At 72.1% G+C, this 20,074-nt stretch carries 17 protein-coding genes and 2 tRNA genes; 13 read left to right on the plus strand and 6 right to left on the minus strand.

What is annotated here, in order from left to right; translation table 11 throughout:
• Nucleotides 1-5: 5 nt before the first annotated feature.
• Nucleotides 6-200 (plus strand): hypothetical protein, encoded by a 195-nt coding sequence (locus ACFVUH_RS32830; protein WP_355372342.1) that lies wholly within the window; start codon nucleotides 6-8, stop codon nucleotides 198-200.
• Nucleotides 201-236: 36 nt separating this feature from the next.
• Here ACFVUH_RS32830 and ACFVUH_RS32835 read toward each other — a convergent pair whose 3' ends face one another.
• Nucleotides 237-1,040 carry a DUF6348 family protein gene (locus ACFVUH_RS32835; RefSeq protein WP_387917138.1) on the minus strand — a complete coding sequence of 268 codons (804 nt, stop codon included), beginning with the start codon at nucleotides 1,038-1,040 and terminating at the stop codon, nucleotides 237-239.
• Between the two features lie 217 nt (nucleotides 1,041-1,257).
• Here ACFVUH_RS32835 and ACFVUH_RS32840 point away from each other — a divergent pair, with 217 nt between their 5' ends.
• Nucleotides 1,258-1,806, plus strand: a complete 549-nt coding sequence (locus tag ACFVUH_RS32840) for a hypothetical protein (protein WP_355372336.1) — start codon at nucleotides 1,258-1,260, stop codon at nucleotides 1,804-1,806.
• A gap of 112 nt (nucleotides 1,807-1,918) precedes the next feature.
• Here ACFVUH_RS32840 and ACFVUH_RS32845 read toward each other — a convergent pair.
• Nucleotides 1,919-1,989 (minus strand) — tRNA-Gly (locus tag ACFVUH_RS32845).
• Nucleotides 1,990-2,133: 144 nt separating this feature from the next.
• On the opposite strand from ACFVUH_RS32845, the gene ACFVUH_RS32850 reads away from it, so the two are divergent.
• The 6 genes from ACFVUH_RS32850 (at nucleotide 2,134) to clpX (ending at nucleotide 8,658) form a co-directional block, all read left to right on the plus strand.
• Nucleotides 2,134-2,207: transfer RNA gene (locus ACFVUH_RS32850), tRNA-Pro, on the plus strand.
• A 98-nt stretch (nucleotides 2,208-2,305) separates the two neighbouring features.
• A complete protein-coding gene (locus tag ACFVUH_RS32855; RefSeq protein ID WP_387917139.1) occupies nucleotides 2,306-3,859 on the plus strand; it encodes an MDR family MFS transporter in 1,554 nt (517 codons plus the stop codon).
• Nucleotides 3,860-4,113: 254 nt separating this feature from the next.
• Entirely contained in the window at nucleotides 4,114-5,511 is a 1,398-nt protein-coding gene (tig, locus tag ACFVUH_RS32860) for a trigger factor (protein WP_387917141.1), read from the plus strand.
• A gap of 284 nt (nucleotides 5,512-5,795) precedes the next feature.
• Nucleotides 5,796-6,413 (plus strand): ATP-dependent Clp protease proteolytic subunit, encoded by a 618-nt coding sequence (locus ACFVUH_RS32865; protein WP_045941987.1) that lies wholly within the window; start codon nucleotides 5,796-5,798, stop codon nucleotides 6,411-6,413.
• Between the two features lie 57 nt (nucleotides 6,414-6,470).
• Nucleotides 6,471-7,133, plus strand: a complete 663-nt coding sequence (locus ACFVUH_RS32870) for an ATP-dependent Clp protease proteolytic subunit (RefSeq protein ID WP_344344462.1) — start codon at nucleotides 6,471-6,473, stop codon at nucleotides 7,131-7,133.
• A 235-nt stretch (nucleotides 7,134-7,368) separates the two neighbouring features.
• Complete coding sequence (gene clpX / locus ACFVUH_RS32875) at nucleotides 7,369-8,658, plus strand: ATP-dependent Clp protease ATP-binding subunit ClpX (protein WP_030309676.1); 1,290 nt, start codon at nucleotides 7,369-7,371, stop codon at nucleotides 8,656-8,658.
• A gap of 84 nt (nucleotides 8,659-8,742) precedes the next feature.
• Here clpX and ACFVUH_RS32880 read toward each other — a convergent pair whose 3' ends face one another.
• Nucleotides 8,743-9,561 (minus strand): hypothetical protein, encoded by an 819-nt coding sequence (locus ACFVUH_RS32880; protein ID WP_387917143.1) that lies wholly within the window; start codon nucleotides 9,559-9,561, stop codon nucleotides 8,743-8,745.
• A gap of 198 nt (nucleotides 9,562-9,759) precedes the next feature.
• Between ACFVUH_RS32880 and ACFVUH_RS32885 the strand changes: the two genes are divergently transcribed.
• On the plus strand, nucleotides 9,760-12,399 hold the full coding sequence (locus ACFVUH_RS32885; RefSeq protein ID WP_355372324.1) for a valine--tRNA ligase: 2,640 nt from the start codon (nucleotides 9,760-9,762) through the stop codon (nucleotides 12,397-12,399).
• A 216-nt stretch (nucleotides 12,400-12,615) separates the two neighbouring features.
• The gene (locus tag ACFVUH_RS32890; RefSeq protein ID WP_387917144.1) at nucleotides 12,616-13,188 is read left to right on the plus strand and encodes a hypothetical protein; all 573 of its coding nucleotides are present in this window, start codon (nucleotides 12,616-12,618) and stop codon (nucleotides 13,186-13,188) included.
• A 34-nt stretch (nucleotides 13,189-13,222) separates the two neighbouring features.
• Here the strand turns inward: ACFVUH_RS32890 and ACFVUH_RS32895 are convergent, their stop codons facing one another.
• The 3 genes from ACFVUH_RS32895 to ACFVUH_RS32905 all read right to left on the minus strand — a co-directional run bounded on the left by ACFVUH_RS32895 (nucleotide 13,223) and on the right by ACFVUH_RS32905 (nucleotide 17,600).
• Complete coding sequence (locus ACFVUH_RS32895) at nucleotides 13,223-14,752, minus strand: glycosyl hydrolase family 18 protein (protein ID WP_355372319.1); 1,530 nt, start codon at nucleotides 14,750-14,752, stop codon at nucleotides 13,223-13,225.
• A gap of 177 nt (nucleotides 14,753-14,929) precedes the next feature.
• Nucleotides 14,930-16,114 carry a non-hydrolyzing UDP-N-acetylglucosamine 2-epimerase gene (gene wecB / locus ACFVUH_RS32900; protein WP_387917146.1) on the minus strand — a complete coding sequence of 395 codons (1,185 nt, stop codon included), beginning with the start codon at nucleotides 16,112-16,114 and terminating at the stop codon, nucleotides 14,930-14,932.
• 52 nt (nucleotides 16,115-16,166) lie between these two features.
• Nucleotides 16,167-17,600 carry a glycosyltransferase gene (locus tag ACFVUH_RS32905; protein ID WP_387917148.1) on the minus strand — a complete coding sequence of 478 codons (1,434 nt, stop codon included), beginning with the start codon at nucleotides 17,598-17,600 and terminating at the stop codon, nucleotides 16,167-16,169.
• Nucleotides 17,601-17,774: 174 nt separating this feature from the next.
• Between ACFVUH_RS32905 and ACFVUH_RS32910 the strand changes: the two genes are divergently transcribed.
• The 3 genes from ACFVUH_RS32910 (at nucleotide 17,775) to ndk (ending at nucleotide 20,053) form a co-directional block, all read left to right on the plus strand.
• Complete coding sequence (locus ACFVUH_RS32910) at nucleotides 17,775-19,166, plus strand: bifunctional folylpolyglutamate synthase/dihydrofolate synthase (protein ID WP_387917149.1); 1,392 nt, start codon at nucleotides 17,775-17,777, stop codon at nucleotides 19,164-19,166.
• A gap of 2 nt (nucleotides 19,167-19,168) precedes the next feature.
• A complete protein-coding gene (locus ACFVUH_RS32915) occupies nucleotides 19,169-19,507 on the plus strand; it encodes a DUF4233 domain-containing protein (RefSeq protein WP_355372308.1) in 339 nt (112 codons plus the stop codon).
• 132 nt (nucleotides 19,508-19,639) lie between these two features.
• The gene (gene ndk / locus ACFVUH_RS32920) at nucleotides 19,640-20,053 is read left to right on the plus strand and encodes a nucleoside-diphosphate kinase (RefSeq protein WP_380682906.1); all 414 of its coding nucleotides are present in this window, start codon (nucleotides 19,640-19,642) and stop codon (nucleotides 20,051-20,053) included.
• Nucleotides 20,054-20,074 lie beyond the last annotated feature (21 nt).

Below are 20,074 nucleotides of genomic sequence, written 5' to 3' on the forward strand. Positions count from 1 at the left end.
TCCGGGTGGCACTCTCCGTCTCCGCGCTGGTCCTGTTCGGCATCATCTGCTTCATCTTCATCCGCCAGAAGCAGCTCAAGGTCGGGCACTTCATCCTGGCCGCCCTGTTCGGCTTCATGCTCAACCAGAGCACGGCCGCCAAGCCGATCCAGGACTTCCTGAGCCAGATCGCCAAGTCCATCTCGAACATCGCCAGCTGACCCCCGGACCGCCGGCCCACCGCGGCCGGCGCCCCGTCACCGGTCGGCGCGCCTCGCCTGCCGCCACCGGGCGAACAGGCCCCGCGGGCGCGCCGCCGCCACGGCCGCCGGCCGGGCCGCCACGACCCCGCCGGCGCCGGCCGGTGCGGTCACCGGCGCGGACGGCTCCTCGCGCGCCGTCAGCAGGACGAACAGCCGTGCCCAGCACAGCCGCTCGCCGCGCGGCCAGTCCAGCGCGCGCAGCGCCGCCGACGCGGCCTCGTTCACCTCGCCGTCGACCCTGACCTCGGCCACGTCGTCCCCCGACCGCCCGCCGAGGAACAGCTTCACGCCGTGCGGGCGCCGCTCGCCCGCCCCGGTCAGTGCCGGCAGCAGCGAGGGCGCCAGCGCCGGCACCACCCGGTTCCCGGCCAGCCAGGCCGCCAGCCGATCGTTGCCGAACCCGAAGACCGCCGCCGGCCCCTGGACGGCGTGCCAGCCGGGCAGTTCGGGGTGGTCGGCGTGGTCGGCGTGCGCACCGCCGCCCCCGGCCGGCTCGACCAGCGCGGCCGCCGTGGTGGTCGCCCACATCCGCACCGCGTTGTCGAGCTTCTCCTCCTCGGTCTTGCCGAGGCCGGCCGTGCAGTCCCACACCACCGGCGCGTCCGCCCGGCCGAGCTCCAGCGCCCAGCCGAGGTCCACGTGCCCGGCGCCCTCGCCGCCGGGGTGCTCCCGGACGGCCACCGCGACCGTCCCCGGACCGCGCACCACCTCGCCGTCGACGGTGAACTCCTGTCCGAACCGCGCCATCTCCCGGACCACGCAGCGCTGAATGACGGCCAGTCGGTCCTGCGGGCGCACGGGGACTCCTCCGCTCACGGCTTCGAATCGACTCGAACGCCATCGGCCATCGAACTGTTCTCGAACTGCTCTCGAACGCCGCCGAGGCTATCGGCCCGGAGGCCCCCCGGGAAACCGTTCGGGCCGGGTGGGGCGGGCGTGGCGCTCCGGTCGCCGAAATGACGGGAATGCACCATTTTGGGTAGCGAACACCACCACCGCTGCCTGGAGAGCCCGCATGCCCCGCACCGTCCTGCCGCCCGTCCCGGTGACCGCCCTGCTGCTCACCCCGGACGCCTCCGGGCTGGTCGCCGAGATCGAGGCGTACCTGGCCTCGCTGCCCGCGCCCGCGCGCACCCCGGCGCCCCACCCCGTCTGCCGCTACGGCTCGGTTGCGCAGCCCTGGCACGCCGGCCACCCGCTGCCCCGGGCCACCCTGCTCGACCGGGCGCTGCGCCGCCCCGCCCGCCCCGCCCCGGTCACCGCCGCCGAGCACCTCGGGCTGGCCTCCCGTTACATCGCCGCGCACGGCTGGCTGCAGGGGGCGATGTGGGACGCGGCCGGCCGGGTCTGCCTGCTCGGCGCCCAGGCGGCGGTGCTCGCCCACGGGTTCGGCACCCCGGCCACCGTACGCACCGCCCGGGTCCAGCTGATGGAGGTGCTGCACGCCACCGGCCGCCCGGTGCGCTCCCCGGACGAGTTCAACGACCGGCCCGCCACCCGGCAGGCCGACGTCCACCGACTGCTGGAGCGGGCCGCGGCCCGGGCCGCCCGGCTGGGTCTGTGACTGCGGGGCCTGTGACCGCGGGACCTGTGGCCGCGGGGCCGGCTGACCCGCCGTCGGGAACGCGAACGGCCCCGGGGATGCGATGCATCCTCCGGGGCCGTTCGTCCTGCGGAGCGGGCGACGAGAATCGAACTCGCGTGACTAGTTTGGAAGACTAGGGCTCTACCATTGAGCTACGCCCGCGCGATCCCCCGGCCGTCACCGGACGGAAGGTCGGGAACAGCGTACCTGGTCCGGTCGGCTGCGTGCACACCCGTTCCCGGTGAGGGCCTCGGAATATCTCGCCGATCCGGCAGGGCCCGGCGTGTACGCTTCCTCTCGGCACCACGGGGTGTGGCGCAGTTTGGTAGCGCGTCCGCTTTGGGAGCGGAAGGCCGTCGGTTCGAATCCGGTCACCCCGACCGTGCGCAGGGTCTCGCCCAGGGCGGGGCCCTGTTGTCGTTTCCGGGGCCGGTCCGGCATGGTGGGTAGTTGATTTTTCACCGAACCTGGAGCCCCGATGAGTGCGACGAGCCCGGCGCGAGCACCGCGTCGGCCGCGGATGAACCCCAAGGCCGCGGTCGGCGTCGTCTTCGTCGCCGCGCTGTTCATGTCGATCATGGACACCACGATCGTCAACGTGGCGCTGCCCGCGATCGGCCGCGACTTCGGCACCGACCCCGCCGGGGTCGGCGTGATCAACGTCGGCTACCTGGTCAGCCTGGCGGTCTTCGTGCCGCTCTCCGGCTGGCTCGGCGACCGCCTCGGCACCCGCCGGGTGTTCCTGGCCTCGCTCGCCCTGTTCACCCTCGCCTCGCTGCTGTGCGGGGTGGCCGGCTCGCTGACCGCCCTCACCCTCGCCCGGATCCTCCAGGGCGCGGCCGGCGGTCTGCTCACCCCGGTCGGGATGACCATGCTCTTCCACGCCTTCCCGCAGGAGGAGCGGATGCGGGCGACCCGGGTGCTGATGCTGCCCACCGCGGTCGCCCCGGCCGCCGGGCCGGTGCTCGGCGGCTGGCTGGTGGACGGCTGGTCCTGGCACTGGGTCTTCATCGTCAACCTGCCGGTCGGCCTCGCCGCGCTGGTCTTCGGCCTGCTCTTCCTGCCGGACTACCGCGCCGAGCGCGCCGGGCGCTTCGACGCGGCCGGCTTCCTGCTCTCCGCGGCGGGCTTCGGCGCGGCGATGTACGCGCTCTCCGAGGGCGCGTCCGAGGGATGGGGGAGCGCGCGGATCCTCGCCGCGGCGCTCGGCGGCGTGCTCGCCCTCGCCGCGCTGGTCGCCGTCGAGCTGCGCCGCCCCGAGCCGATGCTCGACCTGCGGCTCTTCCGGGACCGGATCTTCCGCACCACCAATCTGCTCTCGCTCTTCTCCGGCGCGGCCTTCCTCGGCATGCTCTACCTGTTCCCGCTGCTGATGCAGGACGCCCTCGGCATGGACGCCCTGCACAGCGGTCTGATGATCTTCCCCGAGGCGCTCGGCGTGATGCTCGCCTCGCAGATCGCGGGCCGGCTCTACCCGAGGTTCGGCCCGCGCCGGCTGCTCGCCGCGGGCGCCACCGTGGTGGCCGCCGCACTGGCGGTGATGGCCACGATCGGGCCGGACAGCAACCTGTGGGCGGTGCGCGCGCTGCTCTTCGTCTGCGGGTTCGCCATGGCGCACGTCTTCATGCCGAGCCAGACCGCGGCCTTCGCGACGATCCCGGTGGCCTCCACCGGCGCCGCCTCCACCCTCTACAACGCCCAGCGCCAGCTCGGCTCGGCGCTCGGCGTGGCCGTGCTGGGCACCGTGCTGACCGCCGTCGGACCGTTCGCCGCGGACGCCTCGGGTACGCCCGTGGCGAACCTCACGGCCTACCGCGCCGCCTTCCTGACCGCGGCCGGGCTGGCACTGCTCGCGGCCGTGATCGCGCTGCGGGTGCGGGATGCCGACGCCGCCGCGACCATGCGCCCGGGCCCGGTTTCCGGGGGTACCGGGGCCGGGGACGCCGCGGCCGGGACGGAGGGCGCGGTGCCGTCCGGCTCCGCCGCCGAGGGTCCGTCCGGACCGGCCCGGAAGGCCGCCGGGAGGGCCTGAACGGGCCCGGACGGCGGCGTCCTGGCGTCCGCCTTTCGTGGTACCGGTAGGATGGGGCGCTGGCGGTAGTCCCTGTGGCGTCCACCCAGGTCAACCGCACGAGGGCGAGGAGTCACGCTCACCGTCCACCCCCCACGGGAGATGCAGCTCCAACCGCCCATCGCCCGTCTCGCCCGACCCGCTGGAAACCGGCCCAGGCCGGCGTCCGGGGAGGGCGCAGGCAACCTGACCGCAAGCCCATAGGAGACCTAACCGTGAAGAGCGCCGTCGAGACTCTGAACCCGACCCGGGTTCGACTCACCGTCGAGGTGCCCTTCGAGGAGCTCAAGCCCAGCCTCGACGCGGCGTACAAGAAGATCAACCAGCAGGTCTCGGTCCCGGGCTTCCGCAAGGGCAAGATCCCGAACCGGGTCATCGACCAGCGCTTCGGCCGTGGTGCCGTGCTGGAGGAGGCCGTCAACGACGCCCTGCCGCGCTTCTACACGCAGGCCGTCGACGAGGGCAAGATCGAGGTCCTCGGCCAGCCCGACATCACCAACATCGAGGGTGTCGAGAAGATCGCCGACGGCGGTGACCTGAAGTTCACCGCCGAGGTCGACGTCCGCCCGGAGATCACCCTTCCGGACTTCTCGACCATCGAGGTCACCGTCGACCCGATCGCGGTCTCCGACGAGGACATCGCCAAGTCCCTGGAGCAGCTGCGCGAGCGCTTCTCCTCGGTCAAGGACGTCGAGCGCGCCGCCGCCGCCGGCGACATCGTGGTCGTCGACCTCGAGGCCAAGGTCGACGGCGAGGTGCCGGAGGACGGCACCGCCGCCGGCGTCAGCTACGAGATCGGCTCGGGCCGTCTGATCGACGGCATCGACGAGGCCGTCGTCGGCCTGGAGGCCGGTGGCACCGCCACCTTCACCACCGAGCTCAAGGGTGGCACCCAGGCCGGCAAGTCCTCCGAGGTCACCGTCAAGGTCACCGCCGTCCAGGAGAAGGAGCTGCCCGAGCTGGACGACGAGTTCGCCCAGCTGGCCAGCGAGTTCGACACCCTGGAGGACCTGAAGGCCGACTCCCGCAAGCGCCTGGAGCGCATGAAGGAGTACGACCAGGCCACCCAGGCCCAGGAGAAGGTGCTGGACGCGCTGCTCGGCCTGGTCGAGATCGAGTTCCCGGAGAAGCTCCTCAAGGACGAGATCGAGACCCGCAAGCACAACCTCGAGCACCACCAGCTGGAGCCGATGGGCCTCAACCTGGCGAGCTACCTGGAGACCCAGGGCAAGTCGGAGGAGGAGTACCTCGCGGAGACCGAGGAGCAGGCGAAGAAGGGCATCAAGACCCAGTTCGTCCTGGACCAGATCGTCGCCGACGAGGAGCTCAACGTCTCCCAGGAGGAGCTGACCGAGCACCTCATCCGCCGTGCCGCCGGTTCGGGCCTGACCCCGGACCAGTTCGCCCAGCAGGTCGTCCAGGGTGGCCAGGTGCCGCTGCTGGTCGGCGAGGTCGCCCGCGGCAAGGCGCTGGCCACCGTGGTCGAGGCCGCCAAGGTCGTCGACACCGAGGGCAACGAGATCAACTTCGACGACGACGAGGCCGACGAGTCGGCCGAGACCGTCAAGGCCCCGGCCGCCGAGGCCGAGGCCGAGGAGAAGACCGAGGCCTGACCGCCGCGGTCGCCTCGCTCGCCCGAGGCGTGAGCGCGGGCCCGGACGCCGTACGGCGTCCGGGCCCGCGCCGTTCCCGGGGCCCGGCCCGCCGGGGCCGCGAACCCTGCGCTCACAGCGAACAGTTCTGCGTGAGGGATTCAGCGGCCGGGCCTGCGCGTTAGGGTCCATGGACAGCAACAATCACGACGTGATACCCGGAAGCTGTGCGACATCGTGACGGCCGTGGAGCGACCGTCCAAATCGACTGAGCAGGTGGCTAAGTGACGTACCCGCAGATGCAGATGCCCGGCCCGATGGCGCCGCACGCCGCCGCTGGTGACGTGCTGGGCGGCCTCGGCGACCAGGTCTACAACCGGCTGCTCAACGAGCGGATCATCTTCCTCGGCCAGCAGGTCGACGACGACATCGCGAACAAGATCACCGCCCAGCTGCTGCTGCTGGCCGCGGACCCGGACAAGGACATCTTCCTCTACATCAACTCCCCGGGCGGCTCGATCTCGGCCGGCATGGCGATCTACGACACCATGCAGTACATCAAGAACGACGTCGTCACGATCGCGATGGGCATGGCGGCCTCGATGGGCCAGTTCCTGCTGACCGCCGGTGCCAAGGGCAAGCGCTTCTCGCTCCCGAACGCCAACATCCTCATGCACCAGCCCTCCGCCGGCCTCGGCGGCTCGGCCACCGACATCCGGATCCAGGCCGAGCAGCTGCTGCGCACCAAGAAGCGGATGTCCGAGCTGATCGCGTTCCACAGCGGCCAGTCCTTCGAGCAGATCACCCAGGACTCCGACCGCGACCGCTGGTTCACGCCGGAGGAGGCCCTGGACTACGGCCTGATCGACGCGATCATGCACAGCGCCGCGGACGTCCCCGGCGGCGGCGGCACCGGCGCCTGAGCCCCGGCCCGGGCCCACGAGACCACAGCCACAACGCTCCGGAGGACCAGAACACCCATGAACATCCCCAGCCTGTCGGCCGCCAAGGCCCGCGTCGAGGACATGCGGGCCGAGGGCCGCTACATCGTCCCGCGCTTCGTCGAGCGCACCTCGCAGGGCATCCGTGAGTACGACCCGTACGCCAAGCTGTTCGAGGAGCGCATCATCTTCCTCGGCTCGCAGGTGGACGACGTCTCCGCGAACGACATCATGGCGCAGCTGCTGTGCCTGGAGTCGATGGACCCGGACCGCGAGATCCAGATGTACATCAACTCGCCCGGCGGCTCGTTCACGGCCCTGACGGCCATCTACGACACCATGCAGTACGTCAAGCCGGACATCACCACCGTCTGCATGGGCCAGGCGGCCTCGGCGGCGGCCGTGCTGCTGGCGGCCGGCACCCCCGGCAAGCGGATGGCGCTGCCGAACGCCCGCATCCTGATCCACCAGCCGTACACCGAGACCGGCCGCGGCCAGGTCTCCGACCTGGAGATCCAGGCCAAGGAGATCTTCCGGATGCGCGAGCAGCTGGAGGAGATGCTGTCCAAGCACTCCAACAAGTCGGTCGAGCAGGTCCGCGACGACATCGAGCGCGACAAGATCCTCACGGCCGAGGAGGCCGTCGAGTACGGTCTGGTCGACCTGGTGATCTCGACCCGCAAGGCCTCGCTGACCTCCTGAGGCCGGCACTCCCTCCCGGCCCGTCCTCGCGGGCGGGAGGGGGCCGGGGGCTGCTCCGACGGCATCTGTTCGGTATCAATTCGCCCAGGGCGTAGGGCAGACCCGGCGAAGAGGGCGGAATCGGCGGCTCGGCAGAGTACCGTCGGATAGCGAGACCGATCGCCGTCGGCGTCGACGGTCCACAGCACCAGGCCCCGGAACTCCCGCGGGGCCCCTGGCGAAGGGGAAGCACCTCGTGGCACGCATCGGAGACGGTGGCGACCTGCTCAAGTGCTCGTTCTGCGGCAAGTCGCAGAAGCAGGTGAAGAAGCTGATCGCCGGCCCAGGCGTGTACATCTGCGACGAGTGCATCGACCTGTGCAACGAGATCATCGAGGAGGAGCTCGCCGAGACCTCCGAGGTGCGCTTCGAGGAGCTCCCGAAGCCCCGCGAGATCTACGAGTTCCTGGACCAGTACGTGGTCGGCCAGGACCTCGCCAAGAAGGCCCTGTCGGTGGCCGTCTACAACCACTACAAGCGGGTCCAGGCCGGTGAGGCCGGCCGCAGCGGCGGCAACGGCCGCGAGGACGCCATCGAGCTGGCGAAGTCCAACATCCTGCTGCTCGGCCCGACCGGCTCCGGCAAGACGCTGCTGGCGCAGACCCTGGCCCGGATGCTGAACGTGCCGTTCGCGATCGCCGACGCCACCGCGCTCACCGAGGCCGGCTACGTCGGCGAGGACGTCGAGAACATCCTGCTCAAGCTGATCCAGGCGGCCGACTACGACGTCAAGAAGGCCGAGACCGGGATCATCTACATCGACGAGATCGACAAGGTCGCGCGCAAGAGCGAGAACCCGTCGATCACCCGCGATGTCTCCGGCGAGGGCGTGCAGCAGGCGCTGCTGAAGATCCTGGAGGGCACCACCGCCTCGGTGCCGCCGCAGGGCGGGCGCAAGCACCCGCACCAGGAGTTCATCCAGATCGACACCACCAACGTGCTGTTCATCGTGGGCGGCGCCTTCGCCGGCCTGGAGCGGATCATCGAGGGCCGGGCGGGTGCCAAGGGCATCGGCTTCGGCGCGAACATCCGTTCCAAGCGGGAGCTGGACGCCAGCGACCACTTCCGTCAGGTGATGCCGGAGGACCTGGTCAAGTTCGGCATGATCCCGGAGTTCATCGGCCGCCTCCCGGTGATCACCAGCGTGCACAACCTGGACCGCGAGGCGCTGCTGCAGATCCTCACCGAGCCGAAGAACGCGCTGGTCAAGCAGTACCGCAAGCTCTTCGAACTGGACGGTGTGGAGCTGGAGTTCTCCCGGGACGCGCTGGAGGCGATCGCCGACCAGGCGATCCTGCGCGGCACCGGCGCGCGCGGCTTGCGGGCCATCATGGAGGAGGTGCTGATGTCCGTGATGTACGAGGTGCCCTCGCGCCAGGACGTCGCCCGCGTGGTGGTGACCGGGGACGTCGTCTCCAAGCACGCCATCCCGACCCTGGTGCCGCGCGACATGATCAAGCGGGAGCGGCGCGAGAAGAGCGCCTGACGCCCGACGGGTCCCGCCCGGAAACGACGAGGGCCCCGGTACCGCCTCCACGGGCGGTACCGGGGCCCTCGGGCGTGTGCGGGCCTACTTCGGGACCTCGGCGGCGGCGCGCAGGGCGCGGGTGTCCGCGGCGAGCTTGTCGAGGTCGGGGCGGCCGCCCTCCTCCGACGGCGGGGCCATCGCCAGGACCAGGCTGCTGGAGTCGGCCCAGGCGCAGACGCCCAGGTCGGTGCCGTCCTGGGAGGCCACGCCGCAGTCCATGCTGCCGCCCTTGGGGCCCGGGTCGACGGCGTGCCGGTCGCTGACCGTGGTGCCGTCCGACTGGAGACCCTTGAACATGGCGTTGAGCTCGGTCTTCGGGGCGAGCACCTTGCCGTAGGCGCCGAGCACCACGAGCTTGGGGTCCTCGGCGGAGTCCTGGTAGACGGCGCTGACGCCGGTCGGGTTCCAGGAGCCGTCGCCCTTGCCGAGCTCGGTGGTGATGCCCTCCTCCATCTGCCGGGCGACCGCGTTGTTCTCGTCCTTGGTGAGGCCGTTGAAGGCGGCCGGCAGGACGATCTTCTGGGTCCCGGCGTTGGAGGTGACGTCGAAGACGAAGTACGCGACCGCGCCGCCGATGAGGGCCAGCACGAGCACGAAGACGCCGACGAGGATGCCGAGGGTGCGCCGGGAGCGGCGCGGCGGAGCCGGCGCGGGGAACGCGCCGTACGGGGCGTAGCCGGGCGGCAGCGGCTGGCCCGGCGCACCGGGCGGGCCGGGCTGCGGCGGGACGGCGCCGTAGGGCGGCGGGGTCTGCGGCGGCGCGGGCGGGCCGGGGTAGGGCTGCCCGCCATAGGGCTGCCCGCCGTACGGGGGCTGGCCGCCGGGCGGCGGCGGGGCGCCGTAGGGGTTCTGCTCGGTCACGGAGGCCCTTCCTGGGACGGTGGTGCCGGGCTTGTACGAAGGCTCGGACGAATGTCCGGCACGTTATCGCACCGGTCCGTCACCCGGTCGGGGAATACCCCCCGGGGGCGGTGCCGGTCGGCTCCGGTGCCGGGCTCCGGTGTCCGGGGGGTGAAAGCCGTTCGTGACCCGGTTCCCGGGTTACGTAAACTGTCCGTCGTGACCGACACCACGAACCAGCGCCCCGTGAGCACGCACGCCGGGGACGACGCAGCCACCCTCCCGACGACCTTCGCCCCGGCGGAGGTAGAGGGCGAGCTGTACGAGCGCTGGGTAGAGCGCGGTTACTTCACCGCCGACGCCAAGAGCGACAAGCCCCCGTACACCATCGTCATCCCGCCGCCGAACGTCACCGGTGCGCTGCACCTGGGCCACGCCTTCCAGCACACGCTGATGGACGCGCTGACCCGCCGCAAGCGCATGCAGGGCTTCGAGGCGCTCTGGCTGCCCGGCATGGACCACGCCGGCATCGCCACCCAGAACAAGGTCGAGCAGCAGCTCGCCGAGTCCGGCCTGTCCCGCCACGACCTGGGCCGCGAGGCCTTCGTCGAGAAGGTCTGGGAGTGGAAGGCGAACTACGGCGGCAAGATCCTGGGTCAGATGCGCCGCCTCGGCGACGGCGTCGACTGGTCGCGCGAGCGCTTCACCATGGACGAGGGCCTGTCGCAGGCCGTCCAGACGATCTTCAAGCGGCTCTTCGACGACGGCCTGATCTACCGCGCCGAGCGCATCATCAACTGGTGTCCGCGCTGCCTCACCGCGCTGTCCGACATCGAGGTGGAGCACGAGGACGTCCCCGGTGAGCTGGTCTCGATCCGCTACGGGGACGGCGAGGACTCGATCGTCGTCGCCACCACCCGGGCCGAGACGATGCTGGGCGACACCGCGGTGGCCGTCCACCCGGAGGACGAGCGCTACCGGCACCTGGTCGGCCGGACCATCAAGCTGCCGCTGACCGACCGCGAGATCCCGGTCGTCGCGGACGAGCACGTCGACCCGGAGTTCGGCACCGGCGCCGTCAAGGTGACCCCGGCGCACGACCCCAACGACTTCGCCATCGGCCAGCGCCACGACCTGCCGAACCTGAGCGTCATGGACGAGCGCGGCGCGATCACCGTGCACGGCCCGTTCCTGGGCCTGGACCGGCTGGAGGCCCGCTCGGCCGTCGTCGGCGCGCTGCGCGAGCAGGGCCGGATCGTCGCCGAGAAGCGCCCGTACATGCACGCCGTCGGCCACTGCTCGCGCTGCCACACGGTGGTCGAGCCGCGGCTGTCGCTGCAGTGGTGGGTCAAGGTCGAGCCGCTGGCCAAGGCGGCCGGCGACGCGGTCCGCGACGGCAAGGTGGAGATCCACCCGAAGGAGCTGGAGCGCCGCTACTTCGACTGGGTCGACAACATGTACGACTGGTGCATCTCGCGCCAGCTGTGGTGGGGCCACCGGATCCCGGTCTGGTACGGCCCGGACGGCGAGGTCGTCTGCGTCGGACCGGACGAGCAGCCGCCGACGGGCGAGGGCTGGCACCAGGACCCGGACGTCCTGGACACCTGGTTCTCCTCCGGCCTGTGGCCGTTCTCCACGCTGGGCTGGCCGGAGAAGACCCCGGACCTGGAGAAGTTCTACCCGACCGACGTCCTGGTCACCGGCCACGACATCATCTTCTTCTGGGTCGCCCGGATGATGATGTTCGGCCTGTACGCGATGGACGGTCAGGTGCCGTTCAAGACGGTCGCCCTGACCGGCCTGGTCCGTGACGAGTTCGGCAAGAAGATGTCGAAGTCCTCCGGCACCGCCGTCGACCCGCTGGACTGGATGGACGCCTACGGCGCCGACGCCGTCCGCTTCACCCTGGCCCGCGGCGCCAACCCGGGCGCCGACGTGCCGATCGGCGAGGACTGGGTCAAGGGCGCGCGGAACTTCTGCAACAAGATCTGGAACGCCACCCGGTTCGCGCTGATGAACGGCGCGACCGTGGACGGCCCGCTGCCCGGCCCGGAGCAGCTGACCGCGGTGGACCGCTGGATCCTGTCGCGGCTGAACGCGACCGTGGCCGAGGTCGACGCGCTGTACGAGGACTACGAGTTCGCCAAGGCCTCGGACGCCCTCTACCACTTCGCGTGGGACGAGGTGTTCGACTGGTACGTCGAGCTCTCCAAGACCACCCTGGCCAAGGGCGGCGCGCCGGCCGAGGCCTCCCGCCGGGTGCTGGGCGAGGTCCTGGACGTCACCCTGCGCCTGCTCCACCCGGTCGTGCCGTTCGTCACCGAGGCGCTCTGGACGACGCTGACCGGTGCCGAGTCGGTGGTCGTCGCCGACTGGCCGAAGGACGCCGGCTTCCGGGACGCCGAGGCCGAGGCCGAGGTCGCCACGCTGCAGCAGGTGGTCACCGAGGTCCGCCGGTTCCGCTCGGACCAGGGCCTGCAGCCGGCCCAGAAGGTCCCGGCGCGCCTGGAGCTGGCGGGCACCGTGCTCGCCGTCCACGAGGACGCGATCCGCTCGCTGCTGCGGCTGACCGTGCCCGAGGAGGGCTTCGCGGCCACCGCCTCGCTGCCGGTCGCCGGCGCCACCGTGGCGCTGGACCTGTCCGGCACCATCGACGTCGCGGCGGAGCGCAAGCGCCTCGCCAAGGACCTCGCGGCGGCCGAGAAGGAGAAGACGCAGTGCGGCGCCAAGCTCGGCAACGAGGCCTTCCTGGCCAAGGCGCCGGACGACGTGGTCGCCAAGATCCGGACCCGTCAGGAGGCCGCCGAGGCCGACATCGCCCGGATCACCGCCCAGCTCGCGGCGCTGCCGCAGGGCTGACGCGCCGACGGTTCCCCGGAGCCGCATCCCGCCGACGCGGGGTGCGGCTCCGCCGTTTTTCCTGAAGGTCGGAAAATCGTGCGGCCCAATAGCCCAATCCGTTGCTCCCTTCCGGCGAATATTCATCCCGGACCGGGTGAGGACCTATTCCGCCCGAATTCATTCCGGTCTTGCCCGCGCGCGCTCGCGGAAGTTTCCAGGTCGACTGTGTACGGTGTGCTTCGAGTTTCGGACGGCGAGGAGCGACGGGAGGGCATGGGCGTGATGGTGACCGAGGAGCTGGCCGACGAACTGCCTGCCGAGGTGGTCGAGGAGGCCAAGGGGCGGGCGGCGACGCTGCTGCTCGCCTTCCGGCACGGCAACCAGCTCGCGTTCGACCACGCGTTGGACCGGCTGTTCGAGGAGCACGTCGAGCGCGAGGTGACCACGCTGCTCACCTGGATCGCCGCCGAGGCGGTCCGCAAGGCCTACGCCCCCGAGGTCGGCGACCGGGTGCTGCGGGCGATGGCCCGGCGCGCCCCGCGCGACACCGGCGCCGTCCACGTCGACGAGGAGGGCATGGACGCGGCCCGGCTGATCGAGGCGGTCGCGGCCGGCGAGGTGGCCGAGGTCCGCGGCCTGGTCGCCACCACCCCCGACACCACCTTCCTGCTCGGCGGTCTGCTGCAGGGCGTGGCGATGATGCTGCCGCTGCTGCCGGAGGGCGAGCTCGCGGAGATCACCGCCGAGCTGCGCCGCCGGCACGGCGGCGCGCCGGCGGCCGTGCCGGAGGCCCGGGCGGGGGTCTGACCCCCGCCCGGGCCCACGGCCCCGCGTTCGCCGGTTACGGCATCGCGTGCAGGTGGGAGCCGACGGTGGAGGCGATGCCGCCGCCCGCCTTGGCGTCCCAGTTGGTCGACCAGGTCATCGCCCCGCCGATCCCGGGCCACTTGGTGTCGGGCTTGAAGCTGCCGCAGTTGGTGCCGGCGGCCAGGCAGTCCAGCGCGTTGTTGACCACGCTCGGGCTGACGTAGCCGCCGCCGGCCGCACTGGTGGAGGCCGGGACACCGAGGCCCACCTGGTCGGGCCGCAGCCCGCCCTTGAGCTGGATGCAGGCCAGCCCGGTGAGGAAGTTGACGGTGCCCTGGGAGTAGACCTGGCCGTCGCAGCCCAGCATGGCGCCGGAGTTGTAGTACTGCATGTTGACGATGGTGAGGATGTCCTTCACGTTCAGCGCCAGCTTGAAGTACTCCATGCCGGTGGACTGCATGTCGATGGTCTGCGGCGCCATGGTGAGCGTGAAGCCGGAGCCCGCCCTGGCCGCCAGGGTGTGCAGCGCCTGGCCCATGTAGGTGGAGTTGATGCCGTTCTCCAGGTCGATGTCGACGCCGTCGAAGCCGTAGGTCTGCATCAGGGACCAGGCGCTGTTGGCGAAGGTGGTGGCCGCGGAGGCGCTGCTGACCGAGACGGAGCCCTTCTCGCCGCCGACCGAGAGGATCACCTTCTTGCCGGCCGCCTTCTTGGCCGCGATGTCGGCCTTGAACTGGGCGTCGGTGTAGCCGCCGAGCCGGGAGGAGAGCGTCGGGTCCAGGGTGAAGCTCAGGCCCCCGGGCGTGGAGGTGGCGTCGGCGAAGGAGACCGCGATGATGTCGTACGCGGCCGGGACGTCGCTGATCCGCTGCACGGTCGCGCCGTTGTCGAAGTTCTGCCAGTAGCCGGTCAGCAGGTGCTTGGACGGCGGCCGGGGCGTGGTGGCGGTGGGGGAGGGCGTGGTGGTGTCGGTGGGCGACGGGCTGCCGGGGTCGGTCGGGGTCGGCGTGGTCGCGGTCGGGGAGGGCTTGGGGTCGCCCGGGCCGAGCAGCGAGACGTCGTCGGCCAGGAAGGCCGGCTGCCCGTACCAGCCGTGCAGGTAGACGGTGACGCTGGTGGTGCTCGCCCCGGTGGTGAAGGTGGTGCTGAGCTTGGACCAGGCGCTGCCGCCGGGCGTCCAGGTGCTCGGGTCGGTGCCGCCGGTGCCGCGGGCGCCGAGGTAGACGTACGAGCCCTGGACCCAGCTGCTCAGGGTGTAGGTCGAGGACGGCTTGACGGCGACCGTCTGGGTGCATTCGCCGGTGTCGCCGCCGGCCGGGGTGGAGCGCAGCGCGCCGGTGCCGGAGTGGACCGTGCCGGTCTCCGGCGTGCCGGCCGTACAGGTCCAGCCGTTGAGGCGGTTGGCGTCCTCGAAGCCGCCGTTGGTGATCAGTTCGACGTCGGTGGCGGCGTGGGCGCCGGTGCCGCCGGCGAGGACCAGACCGCTCAGGCCGATCGCGACGGCACTGGCGCCGGCGAGCATCGAGTGGACGGCGCGCGGGCGCCGCTGTCGTGCAGGTGGCATGACTCCATCTCCTGTGGGGGAGGCCGGCGGCTCCCGTGGGGGAGAGCCGTCCGGGTGTCGATGGGTACGCGTGCGGGAGCTACCGACAATTCAAGTCCCTGTCGGGATAGGAGACTTGCCCTCACAAGGTGGAGTAGACCAATTCTGCTGTCAAGAGGGCCCCTGTCCGGGGGCCGTTCAGGCGGCCGTCGGCAGCGCGCCGGCGGGCGTCCCGACCTGCCCGGCGGTCAGGTCGGCGGTCAGGCCGGCGATCCGGGCGGAGGCCAGGCCGTCGCCGTAGGGGCTCGGGGTGGCCGCGAGCCGGGCGAGCCGCTCGGGGGTGTCGGCCAGCCAGGTCCGGGCGTGCTCGCCGAGCCCGGCGCCGGGCGCCACCAGCGCGGCGAAGCCGGCCTCGACGGCCTCGGGCCGCTCGGTGGAGCGGCGCACCACCAGCAGCGGGCGGCCGAGCACGGTGCACTCCTCCTGCACCCCGCCGGAGTCGGAGACCAGCAGTGCGGCGTGCCGGGCCAGGCCCAGGAAGTCGGCGTAGCCGACCGGCCCGGTCACCGCGAGCCGCTCCAGCAGGCCCTCCAGGCCGAACCGCTCGACGGCGGCCCGGGTGCGCGGGTGCATCGGGAACAGCACCGGGGTACCGGCCCGGGCGATCCGGTCGAGTTCGGCGAGGACGGCGCCGAGCGCCTCGGCGGTGTCGGTGTTCTCCGGCCGGTGCACGGTGGCCAGCACGTAGCCGTCCGCGGTGAGGCCGTGCCGGGCGAGCAGCGCGGCCCGGGCGGCGGCGTCCGGCAGCGAGCCGCGGACCACCTCGACGACGGTGTTGCCGGTGAGCGCGATCCGCTCCTCGGCGAGGGACTCGGCGCGCAGGTTGGCGGCGTTGTCGGGGGTGGCGGCGCACAGCAGGTCGGCGACGTGGTCGACCATCACCCGGTTGTGCTCCTCGGGCATCGCCCGGTCGAAGCTGCGCAGTCCCGCCTCGACGTGCACCAGCGGGATGTCCCGGGCGTTGGCGGCGAGCGCGCCGGCCAGGGTGGCGTTGGTGTCGCCCTGGACGACGACGGCGGCCGGGCGGTGCTCGGCGAAGGAGGCGTCGAGCTGGCCGAGCGACTGGGCGATCTGGCCGGCCCGGGGGCGGCCTCCGACGCCGGTGAGCAGTTCGGGGCTGGGCAGGCCGAGGTCGCGCAGGAAGCGGCCGGACATCGCCTCGTCCCAGTGCTGGCCGGTGTGGACCAGGCGGGTGGCCGGGCCGAGCTCGTGGATCAGCGGGGCGAGCTTGACCAGTTCGGGGCGGGTGCCGAGGACGACGGCGACGCTGCCGGGGGCGAGCGGACGGCGGGCGGCGGGCTTCGGGGTCGGGCACGCGGTCATGGCGGAACGGCTCCGGGGGTCGGGGCGGTCGGGAAGCGAAAAGGACGGGGGCTCAGGACTCGAGCGCGGTGGGGGCGCCGAGGGCGACCTTCTCGGCGTTGCGCCGGGTCTTGGCCCAGCCGTTGCGGCCGAGCAGCAGGCGCACGGCGGCCCGGGTGGCGACCACGAACAGGTGGTAGGCGTAGAGCCAGACCAGGGCGCCCCAGAGCAGGCCGGTGAGCCGGCGGCGGTCGGGGTGGACGAGCCGGCGGTAGGCCGGGCCCCAGAGGACCATCGGCAGGGTGGCGAGCACGAAGGCGAGCACCATCCACGGGCCGTACCGCAGCTGGAAGTCGGCGGTCTCCTCGGGGAAGAGCGCCAGCCCCGCCCCGGTGATGGCCAGCGAGAGCGGGGTGAGGACGACCAGCAGGACGCAGACCACCGGCTGGAGGAAGGTGTAGAGCACCTCGGCCTTGCCGGCGGGCCGGTAGTGCCGCGAGCGCAGCACCCGGCCGGTGTAGCGCAGGCACTGCATGTTGCCCTGGGCCCAGCGGGTGCGCTGGGTGAGGAAGCGCCGCCAGGAGACCAGGGCCTCCTGGGAGACGTTGGCCTCGGTGACATGGGTGAGCCGCCAGCCGGCCAGGCGCAGGTCGAGGCCGGACTCGTAGTCCTCCAGCAGGGCGCGCTCGGGCCAGGGCCGGCCGGCGCGGCCCTCCTCGGCGGTCAGCGAGTCCAGGGCGGTGAGCCGGACGAACTGGCCGTTGCCGCCGAGGCCGACGCTGCCGGTGCGGCGGCGCAGCAGTTGCATGCCGGCGTTGTTGGCCTGGAACTCGACGTCCTGCATCCGCACCAGGGCGCGGGCCAGCGCGTTGGCGGTCCGGCCGCGGCCGGGCAGCGGCCGCTCGTCGTCGGCGTTGCGCATCCGCACGCCGATCTGCACGGCGCCGGTGTCGGGGCGGCCCATCGCGCGGTCGTTGCAGACCTGTTCGAGGGTGCCGGGGTCGAGCCGCCCGTCGGCGTCGACCACGCCGAGGACCACCCGGGAGCGGTCGGTGCCGGGCGGCAGCCGGGCGGAGATCTCCCGGTAGGCGGCGTTCAGCGCGGCGCCCTTGCCGATCCGGGCGTGCGGGCGGCGGCGCTGCACCAGGTGGACGCGCGGGTCGCGTTCGGCGGCGGCGAGCACCAGGGCGCGGGTGCCGTCGTCGCTGTCGTCGTCGATCACCCACAGGTGGGCGGCGGGGGCGACGGCCCGCAGACCGGCGAGGGTCCGGGTGATCACCGCCTCCTCGTCCCGGCAGGGGATCATCAGGTGCCACCGGAAGGCGGCGGGGTCGCCGGGCTCGGCCGGGCTGCTGTGCCGGAAGGCGTGGCGGGAGCCGGCCCAGTAGACGAGGAAGCGGCCGAAGACCAGGACCATGTAGCAGAGCAGGGCCAGCGAGATCAGCCCGCCGAGCTGGAGGAACCCCTCGCGGCGCATCTCGACGAACTGGCGCAGGGCGTCGGGCATGGCGAGCTGCTCCTCGTGATCGAAGGTGTTTTGTCTCCTTGAGGTGCGAATCAATGCTTCATTGCGGTCTGATGTCGCTAAATCGATAGTAGGCACGGGAAATCGCCCAACTCGGGCAAAGTGGCGGTTCTCACCCCGTGAGGAGCGCCGGTCCCCGCTCCGTAGACTGTGGTCGTGAGCGACAAGGCCGACCCGAACCCGTACACCCTCCGCCCCGCCGACGGCGGTACCGGCGACGCCCTGCGCGACGTCGAGGTGGAACTCTCCGAGCGCTGGCCGGAGAACAAGCTGGAGCCCTCGCTCGACCGGATCGAGGCACTGATGGACATCCTGGGCCAGCCCCAGCGGTCCTTCCCCTCCATCCACGTCACCGGTACCAACGGCAAGACCTCCACCGCCCGGATGATCGAGCAGCTGCTCGGCGCCTTCGAGCTGCGCACCGGCCGCTACACCAGCCCGCACGTGGAGAGCGTCACCGAGCGGATCACCCTGGACGGCGCCCCGATCACCCCCGAGCGGTTCGTCGAGGTCTACCGCGACATCGAGCCCTACGTGCGGATGGTCGACGAGCGTGAGCCGGTCGCCATGTCCTTCTTCGAGGTGCTCACCGGCATGGCCTACGCGGCCTTCGCCGACGCGCCGGTGGACGTGGCCGTGGTCGAGGTCGGCATGGGCGGCTCCTGGGACGCCACCAACGTCATCGACGCGACCGTCGCGGTGATCACCCCGATCGGCCTGGACCACACCGACAAGCTGGGGGAGACCACCGGCGAGATCGCCGTCGAGAAGTCCGGGATCATCAAGCCCGGCTCCGTCGCCGTCGTCGCCCAGCAGCAGCTCGACGCCGCCCAGACCATCCTGCGGCGCGCCGTGGAGGTCGACGCCACGGTCGCCCGCGAGGGCATGGAGTTCGGCGTCATCCGCCGCGAACTCGCGGTCGGCGGCCAGCTGGTGACCCTGCGCGGGCTCGGCGGCGAGGAGTACGAGGAGGTCTTCCTGCCGCTGCACGGCGAGTACCAGGCGCACAACGCGGCCCTCGCCCTGGCCGCCGTCGAGGCGTTCTTCGGCGTCGGCGGCGCCCGCGGCGGCAAGCTCGACACCGACAAGGTCCGCCAGGCGTTCTCCGGCGTCAGCTCCCCGGGCCGCCTGGAGGTCGTCCGGCGCAGCCCCACCATCGTCCTGGACGCCGCCCACAACCCGCACGGCGCCCGCGCCACCGTCGCCGCGCTCACCGAGTCCTTCGGCTTCACCCGCCTGGTCGGCGTCATCGGCACCAGCGGCGACAAGGACGTGGCCGGCCTCCTGGAGGCCTTCGAGCCGCTGCTCGCCGAGGTCGTCGTCACCCGCAACTCCACCCACCGCGCGATGGACGTGGACGAGCTGGCCGCGCTCGCGGTCGAGATCTTCGGCGAGGACCGCGTCCAGGTCGAGCCCCGGCTCGACGACGCCATCGCCGCCGCCGTCACCCTGGCCGAGGAGGAGGGCGACCTCGGCGGCGCCGGGGTGCTGGTCACCGGTTCGGTCATCACGGTGGGCGAGGCCCGCCTGCTGCTCGGGAGGAAGTGACGATGAGGACGCTCTGCTCCTCGACGCTGATCGGCGAGGCCCTCGTGGTGCTGTTCGCGGCGCTGGTCGCGATGCAGCTCTCCGACGTCTCCACCGGGGCGCTGTGGACCGTCAGCGGCATCGCCATGGCGCTCTGCCTGCTGCTCTGCGGCATGATCAACCGCCCCGGCGCGGTCGCCGTCGGCTGGGCCCTGCAGCTCGCGCTGATCGCCAGCGGCTTCGTCGTGCCGACCATGTTCGGGCTCGGCGTGGTCTTCGCCGGACTGTGGTGGTGCTCGGTGCACTACGGCCGCAAGATCGACGAGATCAAGGCCGCCCGGGCCGCCGCCGCGGCCGTCTGAGGCGGCCCCGGACCGGGTCCGGGGCGTTCGCTCACGCAAGGTAACCTCTGCGGTAGTCGCACGGCGCACGCGGATCGGCGCGTGCGTGCCGAACCGCGTACGTGCCGAACCCCTTCCTCCAGGAGACGCCCCGTGTCCCAGCGCACTCTCGTCCTGCTCAAGCCCGACGCCGTCAAGCGCGGCCTGGCCGGCGAGATCATCAGCCGCATCGAGCGCAAGGCCGGCTGGCGGCTCGCCGCCGTCGAGCTGCGCACCTTCGACCGGGCGACGCTGGAGCACCACTACGCGGAGCACGTCGGCCGCCCGTTCTACGAGCCGCTGCTGGAGTTCATGACCTCCGGCCCGTCCATCGCCCTGATCGTCGAGGGCGAGGAGGTCGTCCCCGGCATCCGCATGCTGGCCGGCGCCACCAACCCGCTGGAGGCCGGGGCCGGCACCATCCGCGGCGACTACGCGACGATCACCCGCGAGAACCTCATCCACGCCTCCGACTCGGTCGAGTCCGCCGAGCGCGAGATCAAGATCTTCTTCCCCGCCCACGCCTGACCCGACCGGGCGGCGGCGATC

It is taken from the genome of Kitasatospora sp. NPDC058032 (assembly GCF_042885845.1).
Taxonomy (GTDB): Bacteria; Actinomycetota; Actinomycetes; order Streptomycetales; family Streptomycetaceae; genus Kitasatospora.